We start from the raw sequence: 19,745 nt of genomic DNA, 5'->3' as shown, positions 1-19,745 counted from the left end.
CGGAGCTGGCCCAGCAGATCGTGCGCCTGGCCGCCGAGCGGGTGCAGGCCCTGCGGCCCCCCAGCCAGGCCCACCAGGCCCTGAAGGACGCCCTGATGACCCCAGCCGCCCAGGTGCCGCCGGCCACCCGCCACCGCACCGACCTGTTCACCGCCCCTTACTGGGGACCGTTCAGCGAGAGCGCGGTCACGACGGGGGCGACGACGGCGGCAAGCTGATCCCCAGGGACTCCAGGCACCGGCGCAGGCCGGGGCCGTGGCGGTCCAGGGCCGCGCGCGCCGCCTCGGCCCCGAGGCCAGAGGCCGCCATCAGCAGGGCCAGCCGCACCGATCCGCCGGCCTGCTGCAGCAGGTCGAGGGCCCCCTCCCGGGGAACCCCGGCCAGGTCCCGCAGGATGCGCAGGGCCCGGTCCTCCAGCTTGCTGTTGGTGACCGCCACATCCACCATGCGGTTGCCGAAGACCTTCCCGAGCCGGACCATCACGCCGGTGGACAGGATGTTGAGCGCCATCTTGGTGGCCGTGCCCGCCTTGAGCCGGGTGGAGCCGGTCAGCAGCTCGGGGCCGGTCAGCAGGCGGATGTCGATGTCGCAGGGCATCGGCACCTGTTCGGCGGGCACACAGGCCATGGCGATCGCCAGGGCTCCGATGTCGACGGCATGGCTGAGGCCACCCAGCACATAGGGGGTGGTGCCGCCGGCGGCGATGCCCACCAGGGCATCGGCAGGGCCGAAGCCCCGCTCGTTGAGGTCGTCGCGACCCGCCTCGCGCAGGTCCTCCAGGCCCTCGGAGCTGCGCAGCAGGGCCGCCGCTCCGCCCGCCAGCACCCCCTGCACCAGCTCAGGTGGGCTGCAGAAGGTCGGTGGACATTCCGCCGCATCCAGCACCCCGAGCCGGCCGGAGGTGCCGGCCCCCAGGTAAAACAAGCGGCCGCCGCCCGACAGCCGCGCCGCGATGGCGTCGACGGCCGCCGTCAGCTCGGGCGCGGCGGCCGCCACCGCCTGCTGGGGCAGCAGGTCGTTGGCGCAGAACAGTTCCACCAGGGACGCCGTCGGCAGCCGGTCGAGGTCTTCGCTGGCCGGGTTGGGCCGCTCGGTGAGCAGGTGGCCCCTGTCGCCGCCGGAATCGATCACAGCAGCCCTTCCAGGCGGCGACGGAAAGCCTCCAGCTCCGGATCGCCGCTGCCGCTGCTGCCGCTGCCGCCGCCGTCAGGATCCCCAGCGGCGGCTTGTCCCGCCGCCTCCTGCTCCTCCTTCCAGTTGGTCACGTCCATGTTGCGTTCGGGCGGCGCGATCAGCAGCCGCTCCTCCTCGCTCTTGGGCAGGAAACCGGCCGGAACGAAGCGGGCCTCGTAGCCCGCTTCGGCACAGAACATCTCGATCTCTTCGCGATCCAGCACCTCAACACAGGGCACGGGAAAATCCTGGGCCTCGAGCAGGCCGGCGTAGCGCTCGGCATCGTCGGGGTCCTCGAACAGCAGCACCACCGTGCGGCCCCCGAGTTCAAGGGAATGGATGCCCTCCTGGTCACTGCCAGGATCGAACAGCAGGACATGCACCGGCTTGTGGGGGGGACCGCTGGCAGTCACATCGTCATGGATGGGGCGCAGGCCAGTGTCTCATCCGTTGGCGGCCGCTGTGACGATCAGGCCTCCGAGCTGGCGCTGTTCTGCTCCCGATCGAGCTCCCGCAGGCGGCGGAACAGGGCCTCCTCGGCTTCCGTGGGCGAGGCCGGGACCACGATCCTCACCTCCACCAGCTGATCGCCCCGCTGCTCCCCCTGGCTCTGGCCCCGTTGGCGCAGCCGCAGCAGCCGGCCGCTGGAGGACCCTGGTGGCACCCGCAGCCGCACGGGTCCCTCCAGGGTGGGCACCACCGCCTGGCAGCCAAGGGCCGCATCGGCGGGATGGAGATCGAGTTGGTAAAGCACCCGCAGGCCATCGATGCGCAGGCCCTCCTCGGTGCGCACCCGCAGCTGCAGGAAGTGGTCGGCGCCGCCGGCGGCCACACCGGCCAGCCGCAGGCGCCAGCCATCCCCCGCCAGGGGGGGCGACCAGACCTCCACCACGGTGCCGTCACGCAACTCCAGTTCCAGACGCTGACCGACGAGCGCCTGCTCCGGGGTGAGGCTGACCAGGGTTTCCTCGTCGGTGGCGGCCATCACCGGTGGCGGCGATGCCGGTGCGGTGGTGACGCTGCCGGCCTCAGGGGGGTCCTCCGGCTCGGGCTCATCGTCCCAGCTCTGGGGGCTGCGGCGCTCCTGACCGAAGAGCTGGGCCAGGTAGTCCTCGAAATGGGGAAAGCCACTGGCAAAGGGATCGTTGTCGAGACCGGCGCTGTCCTGGCCCTCACCGGCCTCCCAGGCGCGCCGCCGGATCGGATCCGAGAGCACCGCATAGGCCTCGTTGACCCGCTTGAAGCGGGCCTCGGCCACCGGATCGTTGCCGTTGAGGTCGGGATGCCAGAGGCGGGCCTGCTGGCGGAAGGCCCGCTTGATGCTCGCCGCGTCGGCACCCGGAGCCAGACCGAGCACCTCCCAGTGGTCGCGGGCGGCCGTCGCCACCGAATCCGAGCGGGTGGATTGGCTCACGACCCTCAGCCGTCGGCCCAGGGATCATCCTGATCGGCCCGGCCACCACGACGCGGCCGGTGACGGTCGGGGGCCGGGTCCCGATCGAAGGACTCCTGCCGATCCCAGGAACGGCCATTCTCCCAGCGGCGGGAAGGAAGGTCGTCGTCGTAGCCCCCCTCCCGCTCAGCGAAGCGGCCGAGGGGGTAGGGATCCCGCTGGGGCAACCGCGGCGGGGTGGACCAGGGATCGGAGCGGCCAGATCCGCCCCAGTCGTCCCAGTCGTCGTCGGCGAAGAGTTCGTCCTTGAGGGAGCCCAGGGTGTTCTTGAGGCCCTGGAGCGGGCCGCTCTCCGAGCGCCGTTCCCCCAGCAGGCGCCGGTTGAGACCGAACAGAGCCTCCTGAAGCTGGCTGACGGTCAGGTCGAGGTCGGCAGGGTCGTCCTGGGCCAGCACATCCTGCACATCCCGCAGGGCCAGCTCCACGGCGCGCTGCTGGCGTTCGGCCCCGGCCGGCCCCAGCTCCAGGGCGGCATCCCGCAGGCGCCGCTCGGCCTGGGCCACCAGGGTCAGGGCGCGGTTGCGGCGGTCGATGACGGCCCGCTTGCGGCGATCCTCCACCGACTTGCGCTCCGCCTCCTCCAGCAAGCGGTTGATCTCCTCCTCGCTGAGGTTCGATCCGCCCTGGATCGAGACGCTCTGCTGGCGTCCGGTGGTGCGGTCGGTGGCGGACACCTGCAGCAGTCCGTTGGCATCGATGTCGAAGGACACCTGCACCTGGGGCACCCCGCGTGGCGCCGGTGGAATCCCGGAGAGCCGGAAGCGACCGAGTGACTTGTTGCCTTCGGCCATCTGGCGCTCACCCTGCAGCACGTGGATCTCCACCGACGACTGGTTGGCCTCCGAGGTACTGAACAGATCCGACTTGCGCACGGGAATGGAGGTGTTGCGCGGGATCAGCACCTTCATCAGTCCGCCGATCGTCTCCAGGCCGAGGGATAGGGGGGTGACGTCGTTGAGCATCAGGTCGCGCAGCTCGCCGGTGAGGATGCCGGCCTGCACGGCCGCCCCGATGGCGACCACTTCGTCGGGGTTGACCGACTGGCAGGGCTCGCGCGGAATGAGGGTGCGCACCATCTCCTGCACCATCGGCATGCGGGTGGAGCCGCCCACCAGCACCAGGTCATCGATGGCATCGGCCGTCAGGCCCGAATCCCGCAAAGCGCGCTGAACGGGGCGGAGCAGCCGGTCGAGCAGGTCGGGACAGAGGCCCTCGAAGGTGCCCCGCTCCAGGGTCGTTTCGATGTGCAGGGGGCCGTCGGGTCCCGTGGCGATGAAGGGCAGCGACAACGGGGTGCTCTGGACCCCGGACAGCTCCTCCTTGGCCTTCTCGGCCGCCTCGGTGAGTCGCTGCAGGGCCTGGCGGTCGCGGCGCAGGTCGAGACCGTTCTGCTGCAGGAAGGCTTCAGCCACCCAATCGACGATGCGGTGGTCCCAGTCGTTGCCCCCCAGCTGGGTGTCGCCACTGGTGGCCATCACGTCGAAGACGCCATTGGCGATGCGCAGCACCGAGACGTCGAAGGTGCCGCCGCCGAGGTCGAACACCAGCACCCGCTTGACCGTGCTGCGATCGAAGCCGTAGGCCAGAGCAGCCGCTGTGGGCTCGTTGAGGATCCGCTCCACGGTGATCCCCGCCAACCGTCCCGCATCGCGGGTGGCCTGGCGCTGGGCGTCGTTGAAATAGGCCGGCACCGTGATCACGGCCGCCTCGACCTCCTCGCCGAGGTAGGTGGTGGCGTCATCCACCAGCTTGCGCAGGATGGAAGCCACCAGTTCCTCAGGGGCGTACTCCCGCTCGGTGGCCGGCGCGATGACGCGCACGTTGCCCTGGTCGTTGGCGCGCACGCTGTAGGGCACCCCCAGGCTGCCCTCGTCCAGTTCGTCCCAGCTGCGTCCGACGAACCGCTTCAGGTTGGCGAAGGTATTGCGGGGATTGAGCACCAGCTGGCGCCGGGCCAGCTGGCCCACCAGCAGCTCCTGATCCCGGCTGAAACCGACCACCGAAGGGGTGGTGCGACCCCCCTCGGCATTGGCAATGACCTGGGGCCTGCCGCCTTCGAGCACGGCCACCACCGAGTTGGTGGTGCCCAGATCGATGCCGACGATGCGCCCCATGGAAGTCCTGATGGCGGCTCAACGCTACCGGAGCCTGACGGCCGTTAAACCGAGCTTAAACGCGAGGGCTGAAACTCGTGCTCAGATCAGGTGGAACGTCCATGCCGAACGGCACCATCCCTGCATGAGGAGCGCCCCACCCGTCGATGCGTTCACCCTCAGACGACGCCCGCCCCAGGAAAAACTGGTCGACATCGGCTTTCGCCAACTGACCCTGGTGCTGGCGGCCTCCGTGGGGATCGTGCTGCTGGCGATCTTTGTCACGGTTTTCAGTGGCGCCAGGGAGGCCATGGCCACCTTCGGCCTCAAGTTCCTGACCACCTCGGCCTGGGATCCGGTCAACGAGGACTACGGCGCCCTGATCGCCATCTACGGCACCCTCGTCACATCCTTTCTCTCCCTGGCCATCGCCATTCCCATCGGCCTGGGCACGGCGATCTTCATCACCGAGGATCTGCTGCCGCGGCGCCTGAGGGATCTGATCGGCCTGCTGGTGGAGCTCCTGGCCGCCATTCCTTCTGTGGTGCTCGGACTCTGGGCGATCTTCGTGATGGAGCCGGCCATCCGCCCCTTTCTGTCGCTGTTGCACACCACCCTGGGCTGGACCCCGTTTTTCGCCACCGCACCCCAGGGCCCCGGCACGGCACCGGCGATCCTCATTCTTGTCGTGATGGTGCTGCCGATCATCACCGCCATCTCCCGGGATGCCCTCAACCAGGTGCCGATCGAGTTGCGCCAGGGGGCCTATGGCGTGGGCACCACCCGCTGGGGGGCCATTTTCAACGTCATCCTGCCGGCGGCGGTGTCCTCGATCATGGGGGGAGTGATGCTCTCCCTGGGCCGGGCGATGGGCGAAACCATGGCCGTCACCATGATCATCGGCAACTCGCTCAACTTCAATGTGTCCCTTCTGGCACCGGGCAACACCATCGCCTCGATGCTCGCCAACCAGTTCGGTGAGGCCGATGGCATCCAGGTGTCAGCTCTGATGTACGCCGCCGTCGTGCTGATGATCCTCACCTTCGTCGTCAACGTGCTGGCCCAGTGGATCGTGCGGCGTCTCAGCCTGCGCTACTGACCCCGACCACGCGTCCCCCTCCATTCACTGCCCACGCCGTTCCCTGGCCATGTCCTTCTCGACACCACCCACCACCAATCAATTCACCGAGAGGCTCACCCTTCACTACGACCCGGCCCTGAAGCGCAATCGCTTCAACCAGGTGGCCAACGCCATTGCCGCCTTTTTTGCGGCCATGGCGGTGGTCCCCCTGTTTCTGGTGCTGATCTATGTCCTCGTGCAGGGGGGCCGGCTGCTCAGTCTGCGGCTGCTCACCGAACTGCCCCCGGCCCCCGGCCTCGAAGGCGGCGGTATCGGCAACGCGATCCTCGGCACCATCGTCGTGACCCTGATCGCCTCCCTGATCGCCATCCCGGTGGGTGTGGGCGGTGGCGTCTACCTCTCTGAATACGCCCAGGACGGCTGGTTTTCGAAGTTCGTGCGCTTCGGCAACGATGTGCTCGCCGGGGTTCCATCGATCATCTGCGGGGTTTTCATCTATTCCCTGATCGTCGCCACGCGGATCTTCTTCGACCAGAGCTTCAGCGCCATGGCCGGCGGCATCGCCCTCTCGGTGCTGATGCTGCCCACCGTCATCAAGACCACCTACGAGGGCCTGCTGCTGGTCCCCCAGGAGATGCGCATGGGGGCCTACGGCGTCGGGGCCTCCCGCTTCGTCACCATCACCCAGATCACCCTGCCCGCCGCCTTTACCCCGATCGCCACCGGCGTGGTGCTGGGGATTGCCAGGGCCGCCGGTGAAACGGCGCCATTGATCTTCACGGCCCTGTTCTCCCCCTTCTGGCCGGAAGGACTGTTCAACCCGATCGCCACCATGTCGGTGCTGATCTTCAACTTCGCGATCATGCCCTACGAGGCGCAGAACGAGTTGGCCTGGGCCGCCTCCTTTGTGCTCGTGATCATGATTCTCGGAGCCAACCTGCTGGCCCGCTGGATCAGCAGCGCGTCCCGGTCCTGACCCCTGTCCCCGTCCATTCCCACCGGCTTCGATTCACCCCATCCCTGACATGACTGCTTCTTCTCCCTCCACCGTGGCCAGCGACGTCTGCATGTCCCTTCAGGACGTGACGATCTCCTACGGCAGCTTCGAAGCGGTCAAGAACGTCTACATGGATCTGCCCAAGGGCAAGGTCACCGCCTTCATCGGCCCCTCGGGCTGCGGCAAGAGCACGGTGCTGCGGGCCCTCAACCGCATGAACGACCTGATTCCCGGCTGCAGCCTCAAGGGCCGGGTCATCTTCGATCAGCACGACCTTTACGACAAACGGGTCGACCCGGTGGAGGTCAGGCGCCGCATCGGCATGGTGTTCCAGAAGCCCAATCCCTTCCCCAAATCGATCTACGAGAACATCGCCTTCGGTGCCCGGATCAACGGCTACAAGGGAGACATGGATGAGCTGGTCGAGCGGTCCCTGCGCAAGGCGGCCGTGTGGGATGAGTGCAAGGACAAGCTCAAGGAGAGCGGCTTCTCCCTCTCCGGCGGCCAGCAGCAACGGCTCTGCATCGCCCGGGCCATCGCCACCGAACCCGAGGTGATCCTGATGGACGAACCCTGCTCGGCCCTCGATCCGATCTCGACCCTCAAGATCGAGGAGACCATGCACGAGCTGAAGCGCAGCTACACGATCATGATCGTGACCCACAACATGCAGCAGGCTGTGCGCGTCGCCGACATGACCGCCTTCTTCAATGCCGAGGCCGTCGAAGGGGGTTCAGGGAAAGTGGGCTATCTGGTGGAATTCAACGAGACCGAAAACATCTTCAACTCCCCCAGCCAGCAGTCAACACTCGACTACGTCAGCGGACGCTTCGGCTGACACCGAGCCTTCGGGTCGTCAAAACAAACGTGCCAACCAGAACCCTTTCAGTGCCTGCGCTGGGAGGGTTTTCAAGCGCCGGCAAACGAAAAAAAAGCCGGCCCGGAGGACCGACTTCAAAAGCGGAGAGGGAGGGATTCGAACCCTCGATAGAGTTGCCCCTATACAGCATTTCCAGTGCTGCGCCTTCGACCACTCGGCCACCTCTCCAGCGGCGAAATGGGGCAGATGGCAATGTAGCAGGGGCAGCTCCTGGCCTCCGCACCCCAACGGCACCATCCCCTCCGCCCATGTCCCGATGACCCGCACCCACCCGATCACGGTCCACTGGCGACAGGCCAACCGTGTCATACGACTCGACGTTCCGGAAGGGGAGTACATCCTGCGCAGCTTCGAGGCCCAGGGCGAACCGCTTCCCTTCAGCTGCCGCAACGGCTGTTGCACCGCCTGCGCCGTGCGGGTGCTGGACGGAAGCATCGACCAGCGGGAGGCCCTCGGGCTCTCGAAGGACCTGCGCAAGGAGGGCTACGGCCTGCTCTGCGTCGCCCGGGCCATCGGTCCGCTCGAGGTGGAGACCCAGGACGAGGACGAGGTCTACGACCGCCAGTTCGGCCGTTACTTCGGCCGCGGTCTGGTGCGTCCCGGCCTGCCCCTGGACGACGAATGAGCTCCCTCTGTCAACAAGCCCTGGCGGGCTCCGGCCTCGATGCCGCCGAACTGGAGCGGCTGCTGCAGGTGGCCCGCGAGGCCGCCGAAGCCGGGGGCCGCGAGCTTCGGCGCCATTTCGGCCGGCTGGAGCAGGTGAGGGAGAAGGGCATGGCGGGCAATCTGGTCACCGAAGCCGACCTGGCGGCCGAAGCCGCCGTGCTGGCGGTCCTGGCGGCCGGCACCCCCACCGTCGCGGTGCTGGCCGAGGAAAGCGGCCAACTCGCCGGCCAGGGAGACCTGCTCTGGTGCGTCGACCCCCTCGACGGCACCACCAACTACGCCCATGGTTATCCATTCTTCGGCACCTCCGTGGGGCTCAGCTGGCAGGGCCTGCCCCTGCTCGGAGCCCTGGAGGTGCCGGTGCTGGAGGAGCATTACTGGGCCGCCCCGGGCCGGGGCGCCTGGTGCAACGAACGCCGGCTGCAGGTCAGCGACTGCGGCGCCCTGGCCGATTCCCTGCTCGTTACCGGCTTCTCCTACGACCGGGTCCGGCGCCTCGACAACAACTACGCCGAGTTCGCCTGGTTCACCCACCGCAGCCATGGCGTGCGCCGTGCCGGGGCTGCCGCCGTTGATCTGGCCTTCGTTGCCGCTGGCCGGATCGATGGCTACTGGGAACGGGGCCTTTCGCCCTGGGATCTGGTGGCCGGCGTTGTGCTGGTGGAAGAGGCCGGCGGGCAGGTCTGCGCCTACGACGGCAGCCGCCTCGACCTGGCCGATGGTCGGGTGATCGCCTGCACGCCCGCCCTGCGCCAGCCCCTGATCGAAGGGCTGGCCCTCTGCCGGCCGCTCAGCGGTGCCAGCTTCGGCGCCCCGGAGCTGGATGCCCTCGCCGGCGGCGCGTCCGACGCTCCATAGGATCCGCCCCACCCCACCCCACCGCCCGAACACTCCCCTCCATGGCCCTCCAACCTGCCGCCGGTGCGCGGGACCTGAACCCGGGTCAGGTGGACAGCAACCGGCGCCTGTGCGACCTGCTGGCCAACGTGTACCGCCTCTGGGGCTACCAGGAGGTGTCGCCCCCCACCATCGAGCGGCTCGACACCCTGGAGGCCGGCGGGGCCATCGCCGAACGGGAGCTGGTGCGGCTGGTGGCCGATGAGCCCCTCGGGCTGCGGCCGGAACTCACCGCTCCGATCGCCCGGGCCGCCAGCACCCGGATGCTGGGCAGGCCCCGGCCCCTGCGGCTCTGGGCCAGTGGCACCACCTTCCGGACTTTCACCGGCGATGGCGGCGGCCAGCGCATCAGCGAACAGCTGCAAAGCGGTGTGGAGCTGCTCGGTGAGCCCTCCCCCGCCGCCGACACCGAGCTGCTGCACCTGCTGCTGGCGGCCGTGGCCAGCCTGGGGCTGCCGTCCCAGCACCAGCCCACCCTGCTGGTGGGGCACCATGGCCTGCTCAGCGCCCTGTTGAGCCAGGTGCCACAGGAGCAGCGCTCAGCGGCGCGCCATGCCCTCACCGACTTCGATCCCCTCGCCCTCGGGGCCCTTGCCCTGCCCGACAGCCAGCGGCAGCGGCTGATGGCCCTGATCGGGCTTCGGGGCGAACCGGTGCGGGTGCTCTATCAGCTGGAGCAGTGGCTCGGACCGGTGCCGTTGCTGGAGTCCCTGGCCGCCACCCTGGCCAGCGTGAACCAGCCGGCCGCTGGCCTTGGCGTGCGGGTGCAGCTGGACCCCACCTTCCAGCCCCACTTCGACCTCTATGACGGCCTGGTGTTCAAGCTCGTCTGCCAGGGGGCCGATGCGCCGGTGGCCATCGCCAGCGGTGGGCGGTACGACGCCCTGGTGGGACGCTTCTGCGCCGGCAGCTCCGTGGCGGCCGGCACCGGCTTCGGTTTCGACGTGGAAGCCATCCGCGACCTGCTCGAATCGGAGGGAGCTGCTGCTGCTGCTGCGGCTGAGGCCCAGGCCCCGGGGCCCTGGCTGGTGGCCAGCGCCACCGCCGCTGGCCTGGCTCAGGCCCTCAGCCGCATGGCAGACCTGCATCGGGGGGGGGAGGCCGCCGAGCTGTGCACCCACCCCTGCGCCGACCAGGCGTCAGCCGAGCAGCTGGCGGCGGAGCGGGGCTGCCGTGGGGCGGTCTGGCTGGCTGCCTAGGATCCCGCCGCTGCGTCTTCCCATCGATGGCCCACTCGATCGTCACCAACGTCTGCGAGGGCGTGGCCGACTGCGTCGACGCCTGTCCGGTGGCCTGCATCCACCCCGGAGCGGGGGCGAACAGCAAGGGAACCGCCTTCTTCTGGATTGATTTCGACACCTGCATCGACTGCGGCATCTGCCTGCAGGTGTGTCCGGTGGCGGGGGCGATCCTGCCGGAGGAGCGGCCCGACCTGCAGAAGCCCGGCGCCTGAGTTCCGCTGGTTCGGGGACCCCACCCTCGCCGGGCTTGAGCCGCCGCGCACGCCCCACCTAGGTTCAGAGCGATTCTTCTCATTCGCCATGACGGTGCTGGAACAGGGCCAGATTCAGATCCACACCGAGAACATCTTCCCGATCATCAAGAAGGCCGTCTATTCCGGCCATGAAGTGTTCCTGCGGGAGCTGGTCAGCAACGGCGTCGATGCCATCAGCAAGCGCCGCATGGCCGCCATGGCCGGCGACTGCAGCGAGGGAGATGAAGGAACGATCTCCATCCGCATCGACCGGGAGGCCAAGACCCTCACCATCAGCGACAACGGCATCGGCATGACCGCCGATGAGGTGAAGCGCTACATCAACCAGGTGGCCTTCTCCAGCGCCGAGGACTTCCTCGAGAAGTACAAGAGCGAGAGTGATGCCATCATCGGCCACTTCGGCCTGGGCTTCTACTCCAGTTTCATGGTGGCCTCCCGGGTGGAGCTGGTCAGCCTGAGTGCCAGACCCGGCGCCGAGGCGGTGCGCTGGAGCTGCGACGGCTCTCCCAACTTCAGCCTCGAGGGGGCCGAGCGCTCCGAACCCGGCACCGATGTGATCCTGCACCTGATGGTGGAGGAGGTGGAGTATATCGAGCCCTCCAGAATCCGCACCCTGATCACCACCTACTGCGACTTCCTGCCGGTGGCGGTGCAGCTGGACGGTGAAACCGTCAACAAGCGGGAGGCCCCCTGGCGCAAGAGTCCCCGCGACCTCAGCGACGAGGATTACATCAACCTTTACCGCTATCTGTACCCCTTCCAGGGCGATCCCCTGCTCTGGGTGCACCTCAACACCGACTACCCCTACAACCTGCAGGGCATCCTCTATTTCCCCAGGATCACCGGCCGCGCCGACTGGGAAAAGGGGGAGATCCGCCTCTACTGCAACCAGGTGTTCGTCAGTGATTCGATCAAGGAGGTGGTGCCCCGCTACCTGCTGCCCCTGCGGGGCGTGATCGATTCGCCCGATATCCCGCTGAACGTCAGCCGCAGCGCCCTGCAGACCGACCGCCGGGTGCGCTCGATCGGCGGCTTCGTGGCCAAGAAGGTGGGCGACCGTCTCAAGGAGCTGCACCGCGACGAACCGGCCCGCTACGCCGCGATCTGGGATTCGCTGGCCCCGTTCATCAAGATCGGCGCCATGGAGGACGAGAAGTTCGCCGAGCAGGTGGCCGACCTCATCCTGTACGGCACCACCGCGGCGGCCGCCCAGCCGGCCGAGGACGGCGAGGAGAGCACCGGCCTCGACCCGGTTGCCACCGATGGCCGCACCTACACCACCCTGGCCGGCTACCGGGGCCGCCTGGCCGGCGATAACGCCGATCGGATCCTGTACTGCACCGATGAGGCCGGGCAGGCCGGGGCCCTGGCCCTGTGGAAAGGACAGGGGGCGGAGGTACTGCTCGCCGACACCCTGATCGACTCCCAGTTCATCCCCTGGCTGGAGGCCCGCCATGGCGACCTGCGTTTCCAGCGGGTCGACGCCGAGCTCGACGCCAGCCTGCATGAGCCCGAGAGCGAGCTGGCCGACGCCGAAGGCAAGGACAATGGTGAGAAGCTCCGTGACCTGTTCAAGGCCGCCCTCGACAACAACAAGATCACCATCCAGGTGCAGTCGCTGAAGGGGGACGGCTCACCGGCGGCCCTGATCCTGCTGCCGGAGCAGATGCGCCGCCTCAACGACATGGGAGCCCTGATGGAGCAACGGCTGCCGGGCCTGCCTGACCACCACGTGCTGCTGGTGAACCGCCGCCATCCCCTGGTGGAGGGTCTGCTCAAGCTCTCTGCCGGCGCCGTCATCACCGGCTCCGACACCACCTCCCCCAGCCGCCAGCTGGCGGAGGATCTCAGCCGCCACATCTATGAGGTGGCCCGCCTGGCCGTCGGGGGCCTGGAACCCAACCAGCTGGCCGGCTTCCAGCAGCGCAGCTCCGACCTGATGGGGCAACTGATGCAGCGGGGCCTCTGAGCCCAGCGGCAACGGGGCGGTCGCCTGGGGATCGGAACGGGCCGCGTAACGTTGGCCCATGGCGGCCCGCCCCCCCTTCTCCAGCCTGCGGCGGCAGCCCGCCGTTGTGGGTCTGCTGGCGGTCCTGCTGCTGCTGCTGCTCTCCGCCACCGGGCAGAAGGCGTTGCAGGCGGTCGCGGCGGAGCCGGTGCCGATCCGGGTGCTGATGCCCGCCCCCCTGGCCGATGCGGTGGCCGGGCCGGTGGCACGCTTCAACGCCAGCGGCTCCGGGGTGGCGGTGGAGGTGATCCGAGGCCCCCTGGACACCGAGACCATTTCCGACCTGGCCATCAGCAGCCTGCTGCTGGGGGAAGCCCCCTTCGATCTGCTGCTGGTGGATGTCAGCTGGCTGCCGAAGTACGTGGCCGCCGGCTGGTTTGTGCCGTTGGAGCGCTGGTTCGGCCCGGAGGTGCTGGAGGCGATGGAGCCCGGTGCCCGGCTGGGCAACGGCCTGGGCGAGCACCTCTGGCGCATGCCCCTCACCGGCGACACGGGCCTGCTCTACTGGCGAACCGATCTGATGCCACGCCCGCCCCGGGACACCTCGGAGCTGGTGGCCATCTCCCGCGACCTGCAGCGCCATGGCAGGGTGCGCTGGGGCTACCTCTGGCAGGGCCGCCAGTACGAGGGGCTGAGCTGCGTGATGGTGGAGATGCTTCAGGGCTTCGGCGCCCGCTGGTGGGATGACGCCACCGCACGCACACAGCTGGACAGTCCGCAGGCCGTGGCGGCGGCCGCCTGGCTGGATGGCCTGCTGCGCGATGGGGTGAGCCCCAGGGCGGTGGCCAACTACGCCGAGAACGATGCCCTGCAGTCCTTTGCCGCCGGTGAGGCCGCCTTTCTGCGCAACTGGCCCTACGCCTGGCGGGAGATCGAGAAGGGCGATGGGCCGGTGAAGGGCAAGGTGGGCGTCACCGCGATGGTCGGCGCCCCGGGGGAGCAGGGAGGGGGCACCCTGGGCACCTGGGGCCTGTCCCTGATCAAGGGCAGCCCCCATCCCGAGGAGGCGGTGGCGGTGATCCGCTGGCTCACCGGCCCGGTGGTGCAGCGCCAGCTCGCCCTCGAGCAGGGCTACGCCCCCACCTGGAGCGCGCTCTATGACGACCCGGACCTGCAGCGCCGCGCCCCGATGCTGGCGGTGCAGCGGCAGGCCCTGCAACATCCCCAGCTGCGGCCGCCCACGCCGGCCTACGCCCAGCTCAGCGACCTGCTGGCCCGTCAGGTGAACGGCATGCTCACCGGCCAGGGGGGGCCTGAGCAGACCATGGGCACCGCCCAGCGGCAGAGTCTGCAGGTGCTGCGCTCCCTGGCCGGTCCCCCGGGGAGCGGACCAGCAGACCCATGAGCGCTCCCACGGTCTCCCTGCTGTTGATGTTGCCGGCCTTGCTGCTGCTGGCTTCGGTGTTTCTCTACCCCCTGCTGCGCTACGGCTGGCTGAGCCTGCAGGCCAGCTCGGTGCTCACCGGCCTCGTGCCCGTGCCGAATGGCGGCGCCAACTGGGGGCGGCTGCTCGACGACGCCCGTTTCTGGACGGATGCGGGCCAGACCCTGCGCTTCGCCCTCTGCTCGGTGAGCCTGGAACTGCTGGGTGGCCTCGCCCTGGCCCTGCTGCTGCATCGTCCCCTGCGGGGTCGGGGCCCCCTGCGGGCCCTGACCCTGCTGCCCTGGGCCCTGCCCACCACGGTGATGGCCCTGGGCTGGCGCTGGATCCTCAACGATCCCCATGGCCCGATCAACGCCGCCATCCGCTCCCTGGGCGGCAGCAGCTACGGCTTCCTCTCCACCCCAGCCACCACCTGGTTCTTCGTGGTGCTGGCGGATGTCTGGAAAACCATGCCGTTCGTGGCCCTGCTGCTGCTGGCGGGGTTGCAGACCATTCCGGTGGATCTGGAGGAGGCCCTGCGCCTGGAGGGGGCCAGCCGCCTGCAGATCCTGCGGCGCCTCACCCTGCCCCTGTTGGTGCCCTACCTCACCCTGGCCCTGCTGTTCCGGCTCGCCCAGGCCCTGGGGGTGTTCGACCTGATCCAGGTGCTCACGGGTGGCGGGCCGGCCGGCAGCACCGAGAGCCTGGCCCTCTATGCCTACCTGAACGCCATGCGGTTCCTCGACTTCGGCTACGCCAGCACCGTCATGCTCGCCACCTTCCTGCTGCTGCTGGTGTCCCTGGGCGGCGGCTGGCTGCTGCTGCGCCGCCACGGCCAGGGGCACGCCACGGAGCGGGCGGCATGAGGCTGCTCGTGCTGCTCTGGAGCCTGGGGCCCCTGCTCTGGCAGCTGCGCACCTCCCTGCTGCGCCCGGAGGCCCTGGTGGCGCCCCTGCGCGAAGGCAATCCCTGGACGCTGGCCAATTACCAGCTGGTGCTCTGCGGAGATCCCCCCTTCTGGCAGTACCTGACCAACAGCACCCTGGTGGGGCTGGCCACCACCCTGCTCACCCTGCTGCTGGCGGTGCCCTGCGCCTATGGCCTGCAGAAGCTGCGGGGTCCGATGCGCTGGGGGGTGGGGCTGGCTCTGGCGGCGGCGGCCATGTTCCCCACCGTGCTGCTGTTCCTGGCCCTGCTGGAGATCGCCAGAAGCTTCGGCCTGGCCAACAACCTGCTCGCCCTCAGCCTGCCCTACGCGGCCCTGTCCCTGCCCCTGGCGGTGCTGCTGCTGCGGGCCGCCTTCGCCGACCTTCCCGGGGAGCTGGAGGATGCGGCACGACTCGAGGGGCTGGGGCTGGGGCAGCGACTCCGATTCGTGCTTCTGCCCTTGCTGGGGCCGGCCCTGGCTAGCACGGCCATCCTGGTGTTCCTGGCCAGCTGGAACGAGTACGCCATCGCCCTCACCTGGATCAGCCGCAGTGATCTGCTCACCCTGCCGATCGCCATCGCCCGGATCGGGGGCGGTTCGGTGTTCACCATCCCCTACGGAGCCTTCGCCGCAGCCACCGTGCTGGGCAGCCTGCCCCTGCTGCTGCTGGTGCTGGTGGCCCAGAGGTCGATCGTCTCGGGACTGACCCGCGGGGCGGTGAAGGGATGAGCCCCAGCTCCGCTGCCGGTCTGGAACTGCGTCAGCTGTGCCGCCAGGTGGGGGATCGGCGCCTGCTGGATCGGCTCGATCTGCAGGTCGCCCCGGGCGAGTGTGTCGCCCTGCTCGGACCCAGCGGCTGCGGCAAATCCACCACCCTGCGCCTGGTGGCAGGGCTCGATCCGGCCAGCGGGGGACAGGTGCTGCTGGACGGCGTGGATCTCACCGGACGAAGCCCGGGTGAACGGCAGGTGGCCATGGTCTTCCAGAGCTACGCCCTCTACCCCCACCTGAGCGTGGAGGGCAACCTGGACCTGGGCCTGAAGGTGCGTGGCATGGCCCCCCGCGAGCGCCAGCAGCGCATCGACGCCACCCTCGAGCTGCTCCAGCTGGGTGAGCTGCGCCAGCGCCGACCCGCCCAGCTCTCCGGCGGCCAGCGCCAGCGGGTGGCCCTGGCCCGGGCCTTGCTGCGCCAACCGCGGATCGTGCTGCTCGATGAGCCGATGAGCAATCTCGATGCCCAGCTGCGGGAGGACCTGCGGCCGGAGCTGCGGCGGCTGCTTTGTGGCCGCGAGCAGCCGGTGATCTACGTCACCCATGACCAGCAGGAGGCCGTGGGCATGGCCGACCGCATCGCCCTGCTTGACGCTGGCCGGCTGCAGCAGGTGGGCAGCCCCAGGGAGCTCTACACCAACCCCGCCAACCGATTCGTCGCCTCCTTCCTGGGGCGGCCGGCGATCAACCTGCTGGCGATCGAGCCCGGGCGTCAGCTGGGCCTGCGGCCCGAGCACATTCACCTGGCCGACGACGGTGGTGTCGCGGCCCGGCTGCTGCGCCGGGAGTGGTGGGGCCACCAGCAACTCCTCTGGCTCCAGACCCAGTGGGGCGCTCTGCGGGTGCTCACCACAGCGGAGGCGCCGATGCACCCGGAGCCCCGCCTGAGCTGGGAGCGGCAGCACGAACTCTGGTTCGATGCCCAGAGCGGCGCCAGACTCCCTCCCCCCTGATGGGCTCGGGGCCGTGGCCTGGCCCTGTTTGGTAAAGTCTCAAACTGGCTCAGGCCTGAATTGTTCACCGTCGTCACAACGTCATGTCCCGGGTCTGTCAGCTCACCGGCAAGCGCGCCAACAACGGCATGGCCGTCAGCCATTCCCACGTGCGCACCAAGAAGCTGCAGCAGGTGAATCTGCAGGAGCGGCGCCTGTGGTGGGCCGAGGGTAAGCGTTTCATCAAGCTGCGGGTGTCCACCAAGGCCCTGAAAACCATCCAGAAAAAGGGTCTCGGCGCCTACGCCAAGGAGTTGGGTGTCAACCTGGCCAAGATCTGAGCCACCGCTGATCCCCTGACCCTGGCTGGGCAAGCAGCATCGCTAGGGTCAGCGCCTGATAGGACCAAGCTCATGGAGCGTCGTGGGTTTCTCGTTGGTGCCGCCTTGGCCGGGGTCGGCCTGCTGGTCCGTCCAGCCCGAGCTGGGGCCTTGGGGGGCACCCTGCCGGCGATCGACCAACCAGCCCCAGCCTTCGATCTCGACGGTGTGGCCCCGGGGGTGGATGGGACCGTGAGGCAGGCCCACCTGGCCACCGATGGGTTCCGGGGACGCTGGCTGATCCTCTACTTCTACCCAAAGGATTTCACCAGCGGTTGCACCCTGGAGGCCCGGGGTTTTCAGCGTGACCTGGCCAGCTTTCACTCCCTCAACGCCGAGGTGGTGGGCGTCAGTGCCGATGACGCCGAGGCCCACCTGTCGTTCTGCGGCAGCGAGGGGCTGGCCTACCCGCTGCTCTCCGATCCCGGCGGGCTCGTCAGCCGTCGCTACGGCTCCTGGCTGGCCCCCTTCTCAGCCCGCCACACCTTCCTGATCGACCCGGACGGAGTGCTGCGCAGCCTCTGGACAGCGGTACGGCCCGCCGGCCATGCCCAGGAGGTGCTGACAGAACTGCAACGGATCCAGAACAGCGGCGATGCCACGATCGCTGCCTGACCTTCCACCGACCCAGTACCCCGTTGCCCGCTCCGATGACCGTCAGCCGCCGCCAACTGCTGCATCTGGCCCTGGGCTCGGCCACAGCCTTGCTCGCCGGCAACCGCCGCGTCCTGGCCGGAAGCGACGCCCCTGCCGATCGGCTGCACTGGCTGGCGACGGCCGACAGCGGCAGCGGCGACCGCCACCAATTCGCCAACGGCAGTGCCATGGCGGCCCTGCATCGCCGCGATCCTGTGGATCTGGTGGTCATGGCTGGGGACAACATCTATGACAATGGCGATATGCGCGAAGTGGGCGCCAAGTTCGAGAGGCCCTACAGAGAGCTGCTCAAGGCCGGTGTCCCGTTTCACGCCGTGCTCGGCAATCACGACATCCGCTCCAACAACGGTGCCGGGCAGATCGCCTACCCGGGCTTCGGCATGAAGGGGCGTTGGTACACCCTGCGGAAGGGCCCGGTTGAATTCTTCATGCACGACAGCAATGTCGACTGGCCTCAGCAGATGAGCTGGCTGAGGTCCGCCCTTGCTGCCAGCCGTGCACCCTGGAAGGTGCTGGTGGGGCACCATCCGATCTATTCATCAGGGCTCTATGGCGACGACCGGGAAGCGATCGGCCGGCTCACCCCGCTGCTGCGCCGCCATGGCGTGCAGCTCTACATCAACGGCCACGATCACAACTATGAGCGCAGCGTCCCGATCGGCGGCACCACATACCTCACCGTCGGCAATGGAGGGGCCGCGCTCAGACCGGTCGTGCCCGGCCCCAACAGCGCCAAGGCGGTGAGCACCTATGGGTTCGCCTCGCTGCAGGCCGACCCTGACAGCCTGACGATTGAGGCGTGGAGCAGCAGCAGCAAGCGACTCGACAAGGCCAGGCTCAACCGCAGCGGTGCCCTGATCTAGCCACGGCGCTGCTCAGGCGATCGCCTGAAGCCTCTGCAGCAGTTCGGCGTGGATGCGGGTCTCGGCGCGGAGCTGCTCGCGCCGATTCTGATCGGGAGGCTGATCGACCAGCGCCTGCCAGGTGGCCGTCAGCGCCACAGCATCCGCGCCGGGCTCGCCGTGCGGCAGACGACCCAGATCGAGACAGGGGCAGCCGAGGGACTCTGCGGCGGCGGTGACCTTCGGGTCGTAGCTGAGGGCAGCGCAGGGGCTGCCGGCCAGGGCAGCGAGGATAAGGCCGTGCAGGCGCATCGCCAACACCAGCGAGGCAGCCCGGAACTGCTGCATCGCCTGCTCCGGGGTGCTGGCCTGCACCACCACGCTGCGGCGCCGCAGGGAAGCGCTGAGCAGGCCGCGCCGGTCGAGTTCTGAAAGCAGATCGCTGTCCTGGTCCTGGTGGAAAGGCAACCAGTGCAGCGGTCGGTCGCAGCGCTCGGCCACGGTGCCTAAGGCCTCCAGCAGCAGGCGCCAGCCGCGACCATCGAGACTGGCTACGGGCCGCCAGCAGAGGATGATCGGGCCGCCCTGGCCTTGCCACTCCTGCGGCGGCAGTGCCCAGACAGGATCACTGCCCTGGCCGGCGTTGATCCCCCAACTGGCGGCAAGCCGGGCGGAGGCCTGGTCGCGCCAGGTGATGCCGCTGGCCTGGCTCAGCAGCAGGCGCGCCAACAGACGGCTGCGCTGGCGGTGCAGGGGCCCCAACCCCTGGCCCCAGAGGATCACGGGCTTGCCCTGGGCCCGGGCCGCCAGCATCAGGGCACCGTAATAGAGAAGACTCTTGAAGCTGGTGCTGTCCTGGAGCAGGCTGCCGCCGCCAAGCACCAGGGCCTGGCAGCGGCCGAGGGCGACGAGCACCGCCCCCAGCCGGCGGCGGTCGGTGGTCTCCACGCCGAACCGGGCGCGCACCTGCTCCTGATCGTGGGCGGTCACCAACGGCTGGCAACCAGCTGGGAGCTGGCCGAGCAGCACCTCCAGCAGGGCGTCGTCGCCGAGGTTGTGCTCGCCGTAGTAGCCGCAGATCAGAGCACGCATCCGACGCAGCGGTGGTTCCGGCTCCGTACATTACGGA

The 19,745-nt window shown here is 68.9% G+C and carries 20 protein-coding genes, 1 tRNA gene and 1 pseudogene; 16 read left to right on the top strand and 6 right to left on the bottom strand.

The features are described from left to right. Positions 1-218, top strand: a pseudogene (locus tag KBZ12_RS08535) (S-methyl-5'-thioadenosine phosphorylase); the annotation flags it as partial. Here the strand turns inward: KBZ12_RS08535 and murQ are convergent. Genes murQ through dnaK form a run of 4 tightly spaced genes read right to left on the bottom strand, consistent with a single transcriptional unit; the run spans position 187 to position 4,740 of the window. Then, positions 187-1,128 (bottom strand): N-acetylmuramic acid 6-phosphate etherase, encoded by a 942-nt coding sequence (murQ, locus tag KBZ12_RS08530; protein ID WP_396100892.1) that lies wholly within the window; start codon positions 1,126-1,128, stop codon positions 187-189. The pseudogene KBZ12_RS08535 and the gene murQ sit on opposite strands and share 32 nt — an antisense overlap. Then, positions 1,128-1,586, bottom strand: coding sequence for a DUF3110 domain-containing protein (locus tag KBZ12_RS08525; protein WP_254957501.1), 459 nt, complete (start codon positions 1,584-1,586; stop codon positions 1,128-1,130). Before KBZ12_RS08525 ends, murQ begins: the two co-directional genes overlap by 1 nt. Positions 1,587-1,642: 56 nt before the next feature. Beyond that, complete coding sequence (locus KBZ12_RS08520; protein ID WP_254957500.1) at positions 1,643-2,587, bottom strand: DnaJ domain-containing protein; 945 nt, start codon at positions 2,585-2,587, stop codon at positions 1,643-1,645. Positions 2,588-2,592: 5 nt separating this feature from the next. Beyond that, a complete protein-coding gene (dnaK, locus tag KBZ12_RS08515) occupies positions 2,593-4,740 on the bottom strand; it encodes a molecular chaperone DnaK (protein ID WP_254957499.1) in 2,148 nt (715 codons plus the stop codon). 124 nt (positions 4,741-4,864) lie between these two features. On the opposite strand from dnaK, the gene pstC reads away from it, so the two are divergent. Genes pstC through pstB form a run of 3 tightly spaced genes read left to right on the top strand, consistent with a single transcriptional unit; the run spans position 4,865 to position 7,635 of the window. After that, positions 4,865-5,818: a phosphate ABC transporter permease subunit PstC gene (gene pstC / locus KBZ12_RS08510; RefSeq protein WP_254957498.1), complete on the top strand. Its 954-nt coding sequence runs from the start codon at positions 4,865-4,867 to the stop codon at positions 5,816-5,818. A gap of 49 nt (positions 5,819-5,867) precedes the next feature. Next, a complete protein-coding gene (gene pstA, locus KBZ12_RS08505) occupies positions 5,868-6,776 on the top strand; it encodes a phosphate ABC transporter permease PstA (protein ID WP_254957497.1) in 909 nt (302 codons plus the stop codon). A 49-nt stretch (positions 6,777-6,825) separates the two neighbouring features. Continuing rightward, entirely contained in the window at positions 6,826-7,635 is an 810-nt protein-coding gene (pstB, locus tag KBZ12_RS08500) for a phosphate ABC transporter ATP-binding protein PstB (protein ID WP_254957496.1), read from the top strand. 123 nt (positions 7,636-7,758) lie between these two features. On the opposite strand, the gene KBZ12_RS08495 is transcribed toward pstB, so the two are convergent. Continuing rightward, a tRNA-Ser gene (locus tag KBZ12_RS08495) sits at positions 7,759-7,845 on the bottom strand. An 88-nt stretch (positions 7,846-7,933) separates the two neighbouring features. On the opposite strand from KBZ12_RS08495, the gene KBZ12_RS08490 reads away from it, so the two are divergent. The 12 genes from KBZ12_RS08490 (at position 7,934) to KBZ12_RS08435 (ending at position 18,637) form a co-directional block, all read left to right on the top strand. Next, complete coding sequence (locus tag KBZ12_RS08490) at positions 7,934-8,302, top strand: 2Fe-2S iron-sulfur cluster-binding protein (RefSeq protein WP_254957495.1); 369 nt, start codon at positions 7,934-7,936, stop codon at positions 8,300-8,302. Next, complete coding sequence (locus tag KBZ12_RS08485) at positions 8,299-9,201, top strand: inositol monophosphatase family protein (RefSeq protein ID WP_254957494.1); 903 nt, start codon at positions 8,299-8,301, stop codon at positions 9,199-9,201. The genes KBZ12_RS08490 and KBZ12_RS08485 overlap by 4 nt, the downstream gene beginning before the upstream one ends. Before the next feature lie 41 nt (positions 9,202-9,242). Continuing rightward, a complete protein-coding gene (locus tag KBZ12_RS08480) occupies positions 9,243-10,439 on the top strand; it encodes an ATP phosphoribosyltransferase regulatory subunit (RefSeq protein ID WP_254957492.1) in 1,197 nt (398 codons plus the stop codon). A 26-nt stretch (positions 10,440-10,465) separates the two neighbouring features. Then, entirely contained in the window at positions 10,466-10,693 is a 228-nt protein-coding gene (locus tag KBZ12_RS08475) for a ferredoxin family protein (protein WP_254957491.1), read from the top strand. A gap of 88 nt (positions 10,694-10,781) precedes the next feature. Then, entirely contained in the window at positions 10,782-12,704 is a 1,923-nt protein-coding gene (gene htpG, locus KBZ12_RS08470; RefSeq protein ID WP_254957490.1) for a molecular chaperone HtpG, read from the top strand. Positions 12,705-12,762: 58 nt separating this feature from the next. Beyond that, positions 12,763-14,088 (top strand): extracellular solute-binding protein, encoded by a 1,326-nt coding sequence (locus KBZ12_RS08465; protein ID WP_254957489.1) that lies wholly within the window; start codon positions 12,763-12,765, stop codon positions 14,086-14,088. After that, positions 14,085-14,972, top strand: coding sequence for a carbohydrate ABC transporter permease (locus KBZ12_RS08460; RefSeq protein WP_254957488.1), 888 nt, complete (start codon positions 14,085-14,087; stop codon positions 14,970-14,972). The genes KBZ12_RS08465 and KBZ12_RS08460 overlap by 4 nt, the downstream gene beginning before the upstream one ends. Continuing rightward, positions 14,969-15,763: an ABC transporter permease subunit gene (locus tag KBZ12_RS08455; protein WP_254957486.1), complete on the top strand. Its 795-nt coding sequence runs from the start codon at positions 14,969-14,971 to the stop codon at positions 15,761-15,763. The genes KBZ12_RS08460 and KBZ12_RS08455 overlap by 4 nt, the downstream gene beginning before the upstream one ends. After that, entirely contained in the window at positions 15,760-16,758 is a 999-nt protein-coding gene (locus KBZ12_RS08450) for an ABC transporter ATP-binding protein (protein ID WP_254957485.1), read from the top strand. Before KBZ12_RS08455 ends, KBZ12_RS08450 begins: the two co-directional genes overlap by 4 nt. An 83-nt stretch (positions 16,759-16,841) precedes the next feature. Continuing rightward, positions 16,842-17,078, top strand: coding sequence for a 50S ribosomal protein L28 (gene rpmB / locus KBZ12_RS08445; protein ID WP_216903196.1), 237 nt, complete (start codon positions 16,842-16,844; stop codon positions 17,076-17,078). A gap of 72 nt (positions 17,079-17,150) precedes the next feature. Continuing rightward, positions 17,151-17,732 carry a peroxiredoxin gene (locus tag KBZ12_RS08440; protein WP_254957484.1) on the top strand — a complete coding sequence of 194 codons (582 nt, stop codon included), beginning with the start codon at positions 17,151-17,153 and terminating at the stop codon, positions 17,730-17,732. Positions 17,733-17,767: 35 nt separating this feature from the next. Continuing rightward, positions 17,768-18,637, top strand: a complete 870-nt coding sequence (locus KBZ12_RS08435) for a metallophosphoesterase (protein ID WP_254957482.1) — start codon at positions 17,768-17,770, stop codon at positions 18,635-18,637. A 12-nt stretch (positions 18,638-18,649) separates the two neighbouring features. On the opposite strand, the gene csaB is transcribed toward KBZ12_RS08435, so the two are convergent. Next, positions 18,650-19,708, bottom strand: coding sequence for a polysaccharide pyruvyl transferase CsaB (gene csaB / locus KBZ12_RS08430; RefSeq protein WP_254957481.1), 1,059 nt, complete (start codon positions 19,706-19,708; stop codon positions 18,650-18,652). Positions 19,709-19,745 lie beyond the last annotated feature (37 nt).

Origin of the sequence: Cyanobium sp. Cruz CV13-4-11 (assembly GCF_024346055.1) — a bacterium.
Taxonomy (GTDB): Bacteria; Cyanobacteriota; Cyanobacteriia; order PCC-6307; family Cyanobiaceae; genus Cyanobium.
Note: the sequence above shows the minus strand (reverse complement) of the source record. Positions and strands in the feature narration are given on the sequence as shown.

Excerpts from the sequence above, each read along its gene's own strand:
- dnaK (WP_254957499.1), bottom strand. The coding sequence starts at position 4,740 with ATGGGGCGCATCGTCGGCATCGATCTGGGCACCACCAACTCGGTGGTG.
- pstC (WP_254957498.1), top strand. The coding sequence starts at position 4,865 with ATGAGGAGCGCCCCACCCGTCGATGCGTTCACCCTCAGACGACGCCCG.
- pstA (WP_254957497.1), top strand. The coding sequence starts at position 5,868 with ATGTCCTTCTCGACACCACCCACCACCAATCAATTCACCGAGAGGCTC.
- pstB (WP_254957496.1), top strand. The coding sequence starts at position 6,826 with ATGACTGCTTCTTCTCCCTCCACCGTGGCCAGCGACGTCTGCATGTCC.
- KBZ12_RS08490 (WP_254957495.1), top strand. The coding sequence starts at position 7,934 with ATGACCCGCACCCACCCGATCACGGTCCACTGGCGACAGGCCAACCGT.
- KBZ12_RS08485 (WP_254957494.1), top strand. The coding sequence starts at position 8,299 with ATGAGCTCCCTCTGTCAACAAGCCCTGGCGGGCTCCGGCCTCGATGCC.
- KBZ12_RS08480 (WP_254957492.1), top strand. The coding sequence starts at position 9,243 with ATGGCCCTCCAACCTGCCGCCGGTGCGCGGGACCTGAACCCGGGTCAG.
- KBZ12_RS08475 (WP_254957491.1), top strand. The coding sequence starts at position 10,466 with ATGGCCCACTCGATCGTCACCAACGTCTGCGAGGGCGTGGCCGACTGC.
- htpG (WP_254957490.1), top strand. The coding sequence starts at position 10,782 with ATGACGGTGCTGGAACAGGGCCAGATTCAGATCCACACCGAGAACATC.
- KBZ12_RS08465 (WP_254957489.1), top strand. The coding sequence starts at position 12,763 with ATGGCGGCCCGCCCCCCCTTCTCCAGCCTGCGGCGGCAGCCCGCCGTT.
- KBZ12_RS08460 (WP_254957488.1), top strand. The coding sequence starts at position 14,085 with ATGAGCGCTCCCACGGTCTCCCTGCTGTTGATGTTGCCGGCCTTGCTG.
- KBZ12_RS08455 (WP_254957486.1), top strand. The coding sequence starts at position 14,969 with ATGAGGCTGCTCGTGCTGCTCTGGAGCCTGGGGCCCCTGCTCTGGCAG.
- KBZ12_RS08450 (WP_254957485.1), top strand. The coding sequence starts at position 15,760 with ATGAGCCCCAGCTCCGCTGCCGGTCTGGAACTGCGTCAGCTGTGCCGC.
- rpmB (WP_216903196.1), top strand. The coding sequence starts at position 16,842 with ATGTCCCGGGTCTGTCAGCTCACCGGCAAGCGCGCCAACAACGGCATG.
- KBZ12_RS08440 (WP_254957484.1), top strand. The coding sequence starts at position 17,151 with ATGGAGCGTCGTGGGTTTCTCGTTGGTGCCGCCTTGGCCGGGGTCGGC.
- KBZ12_RS08435 (WP_254957482.1), top strand. The coding sequence starts at position 17,768 with ATGACCGTCAGCCGCCGCCAACTGCTGCATCTGGCCCTGGGCTCGGCC.
- csaB (WP_254957481.1), bottom strand. The coding sequence starts at position 19,708 with ATGCGTGCTCTGATCTGCGGCTACTACGGCGAGCACAACCTCGGCGAC.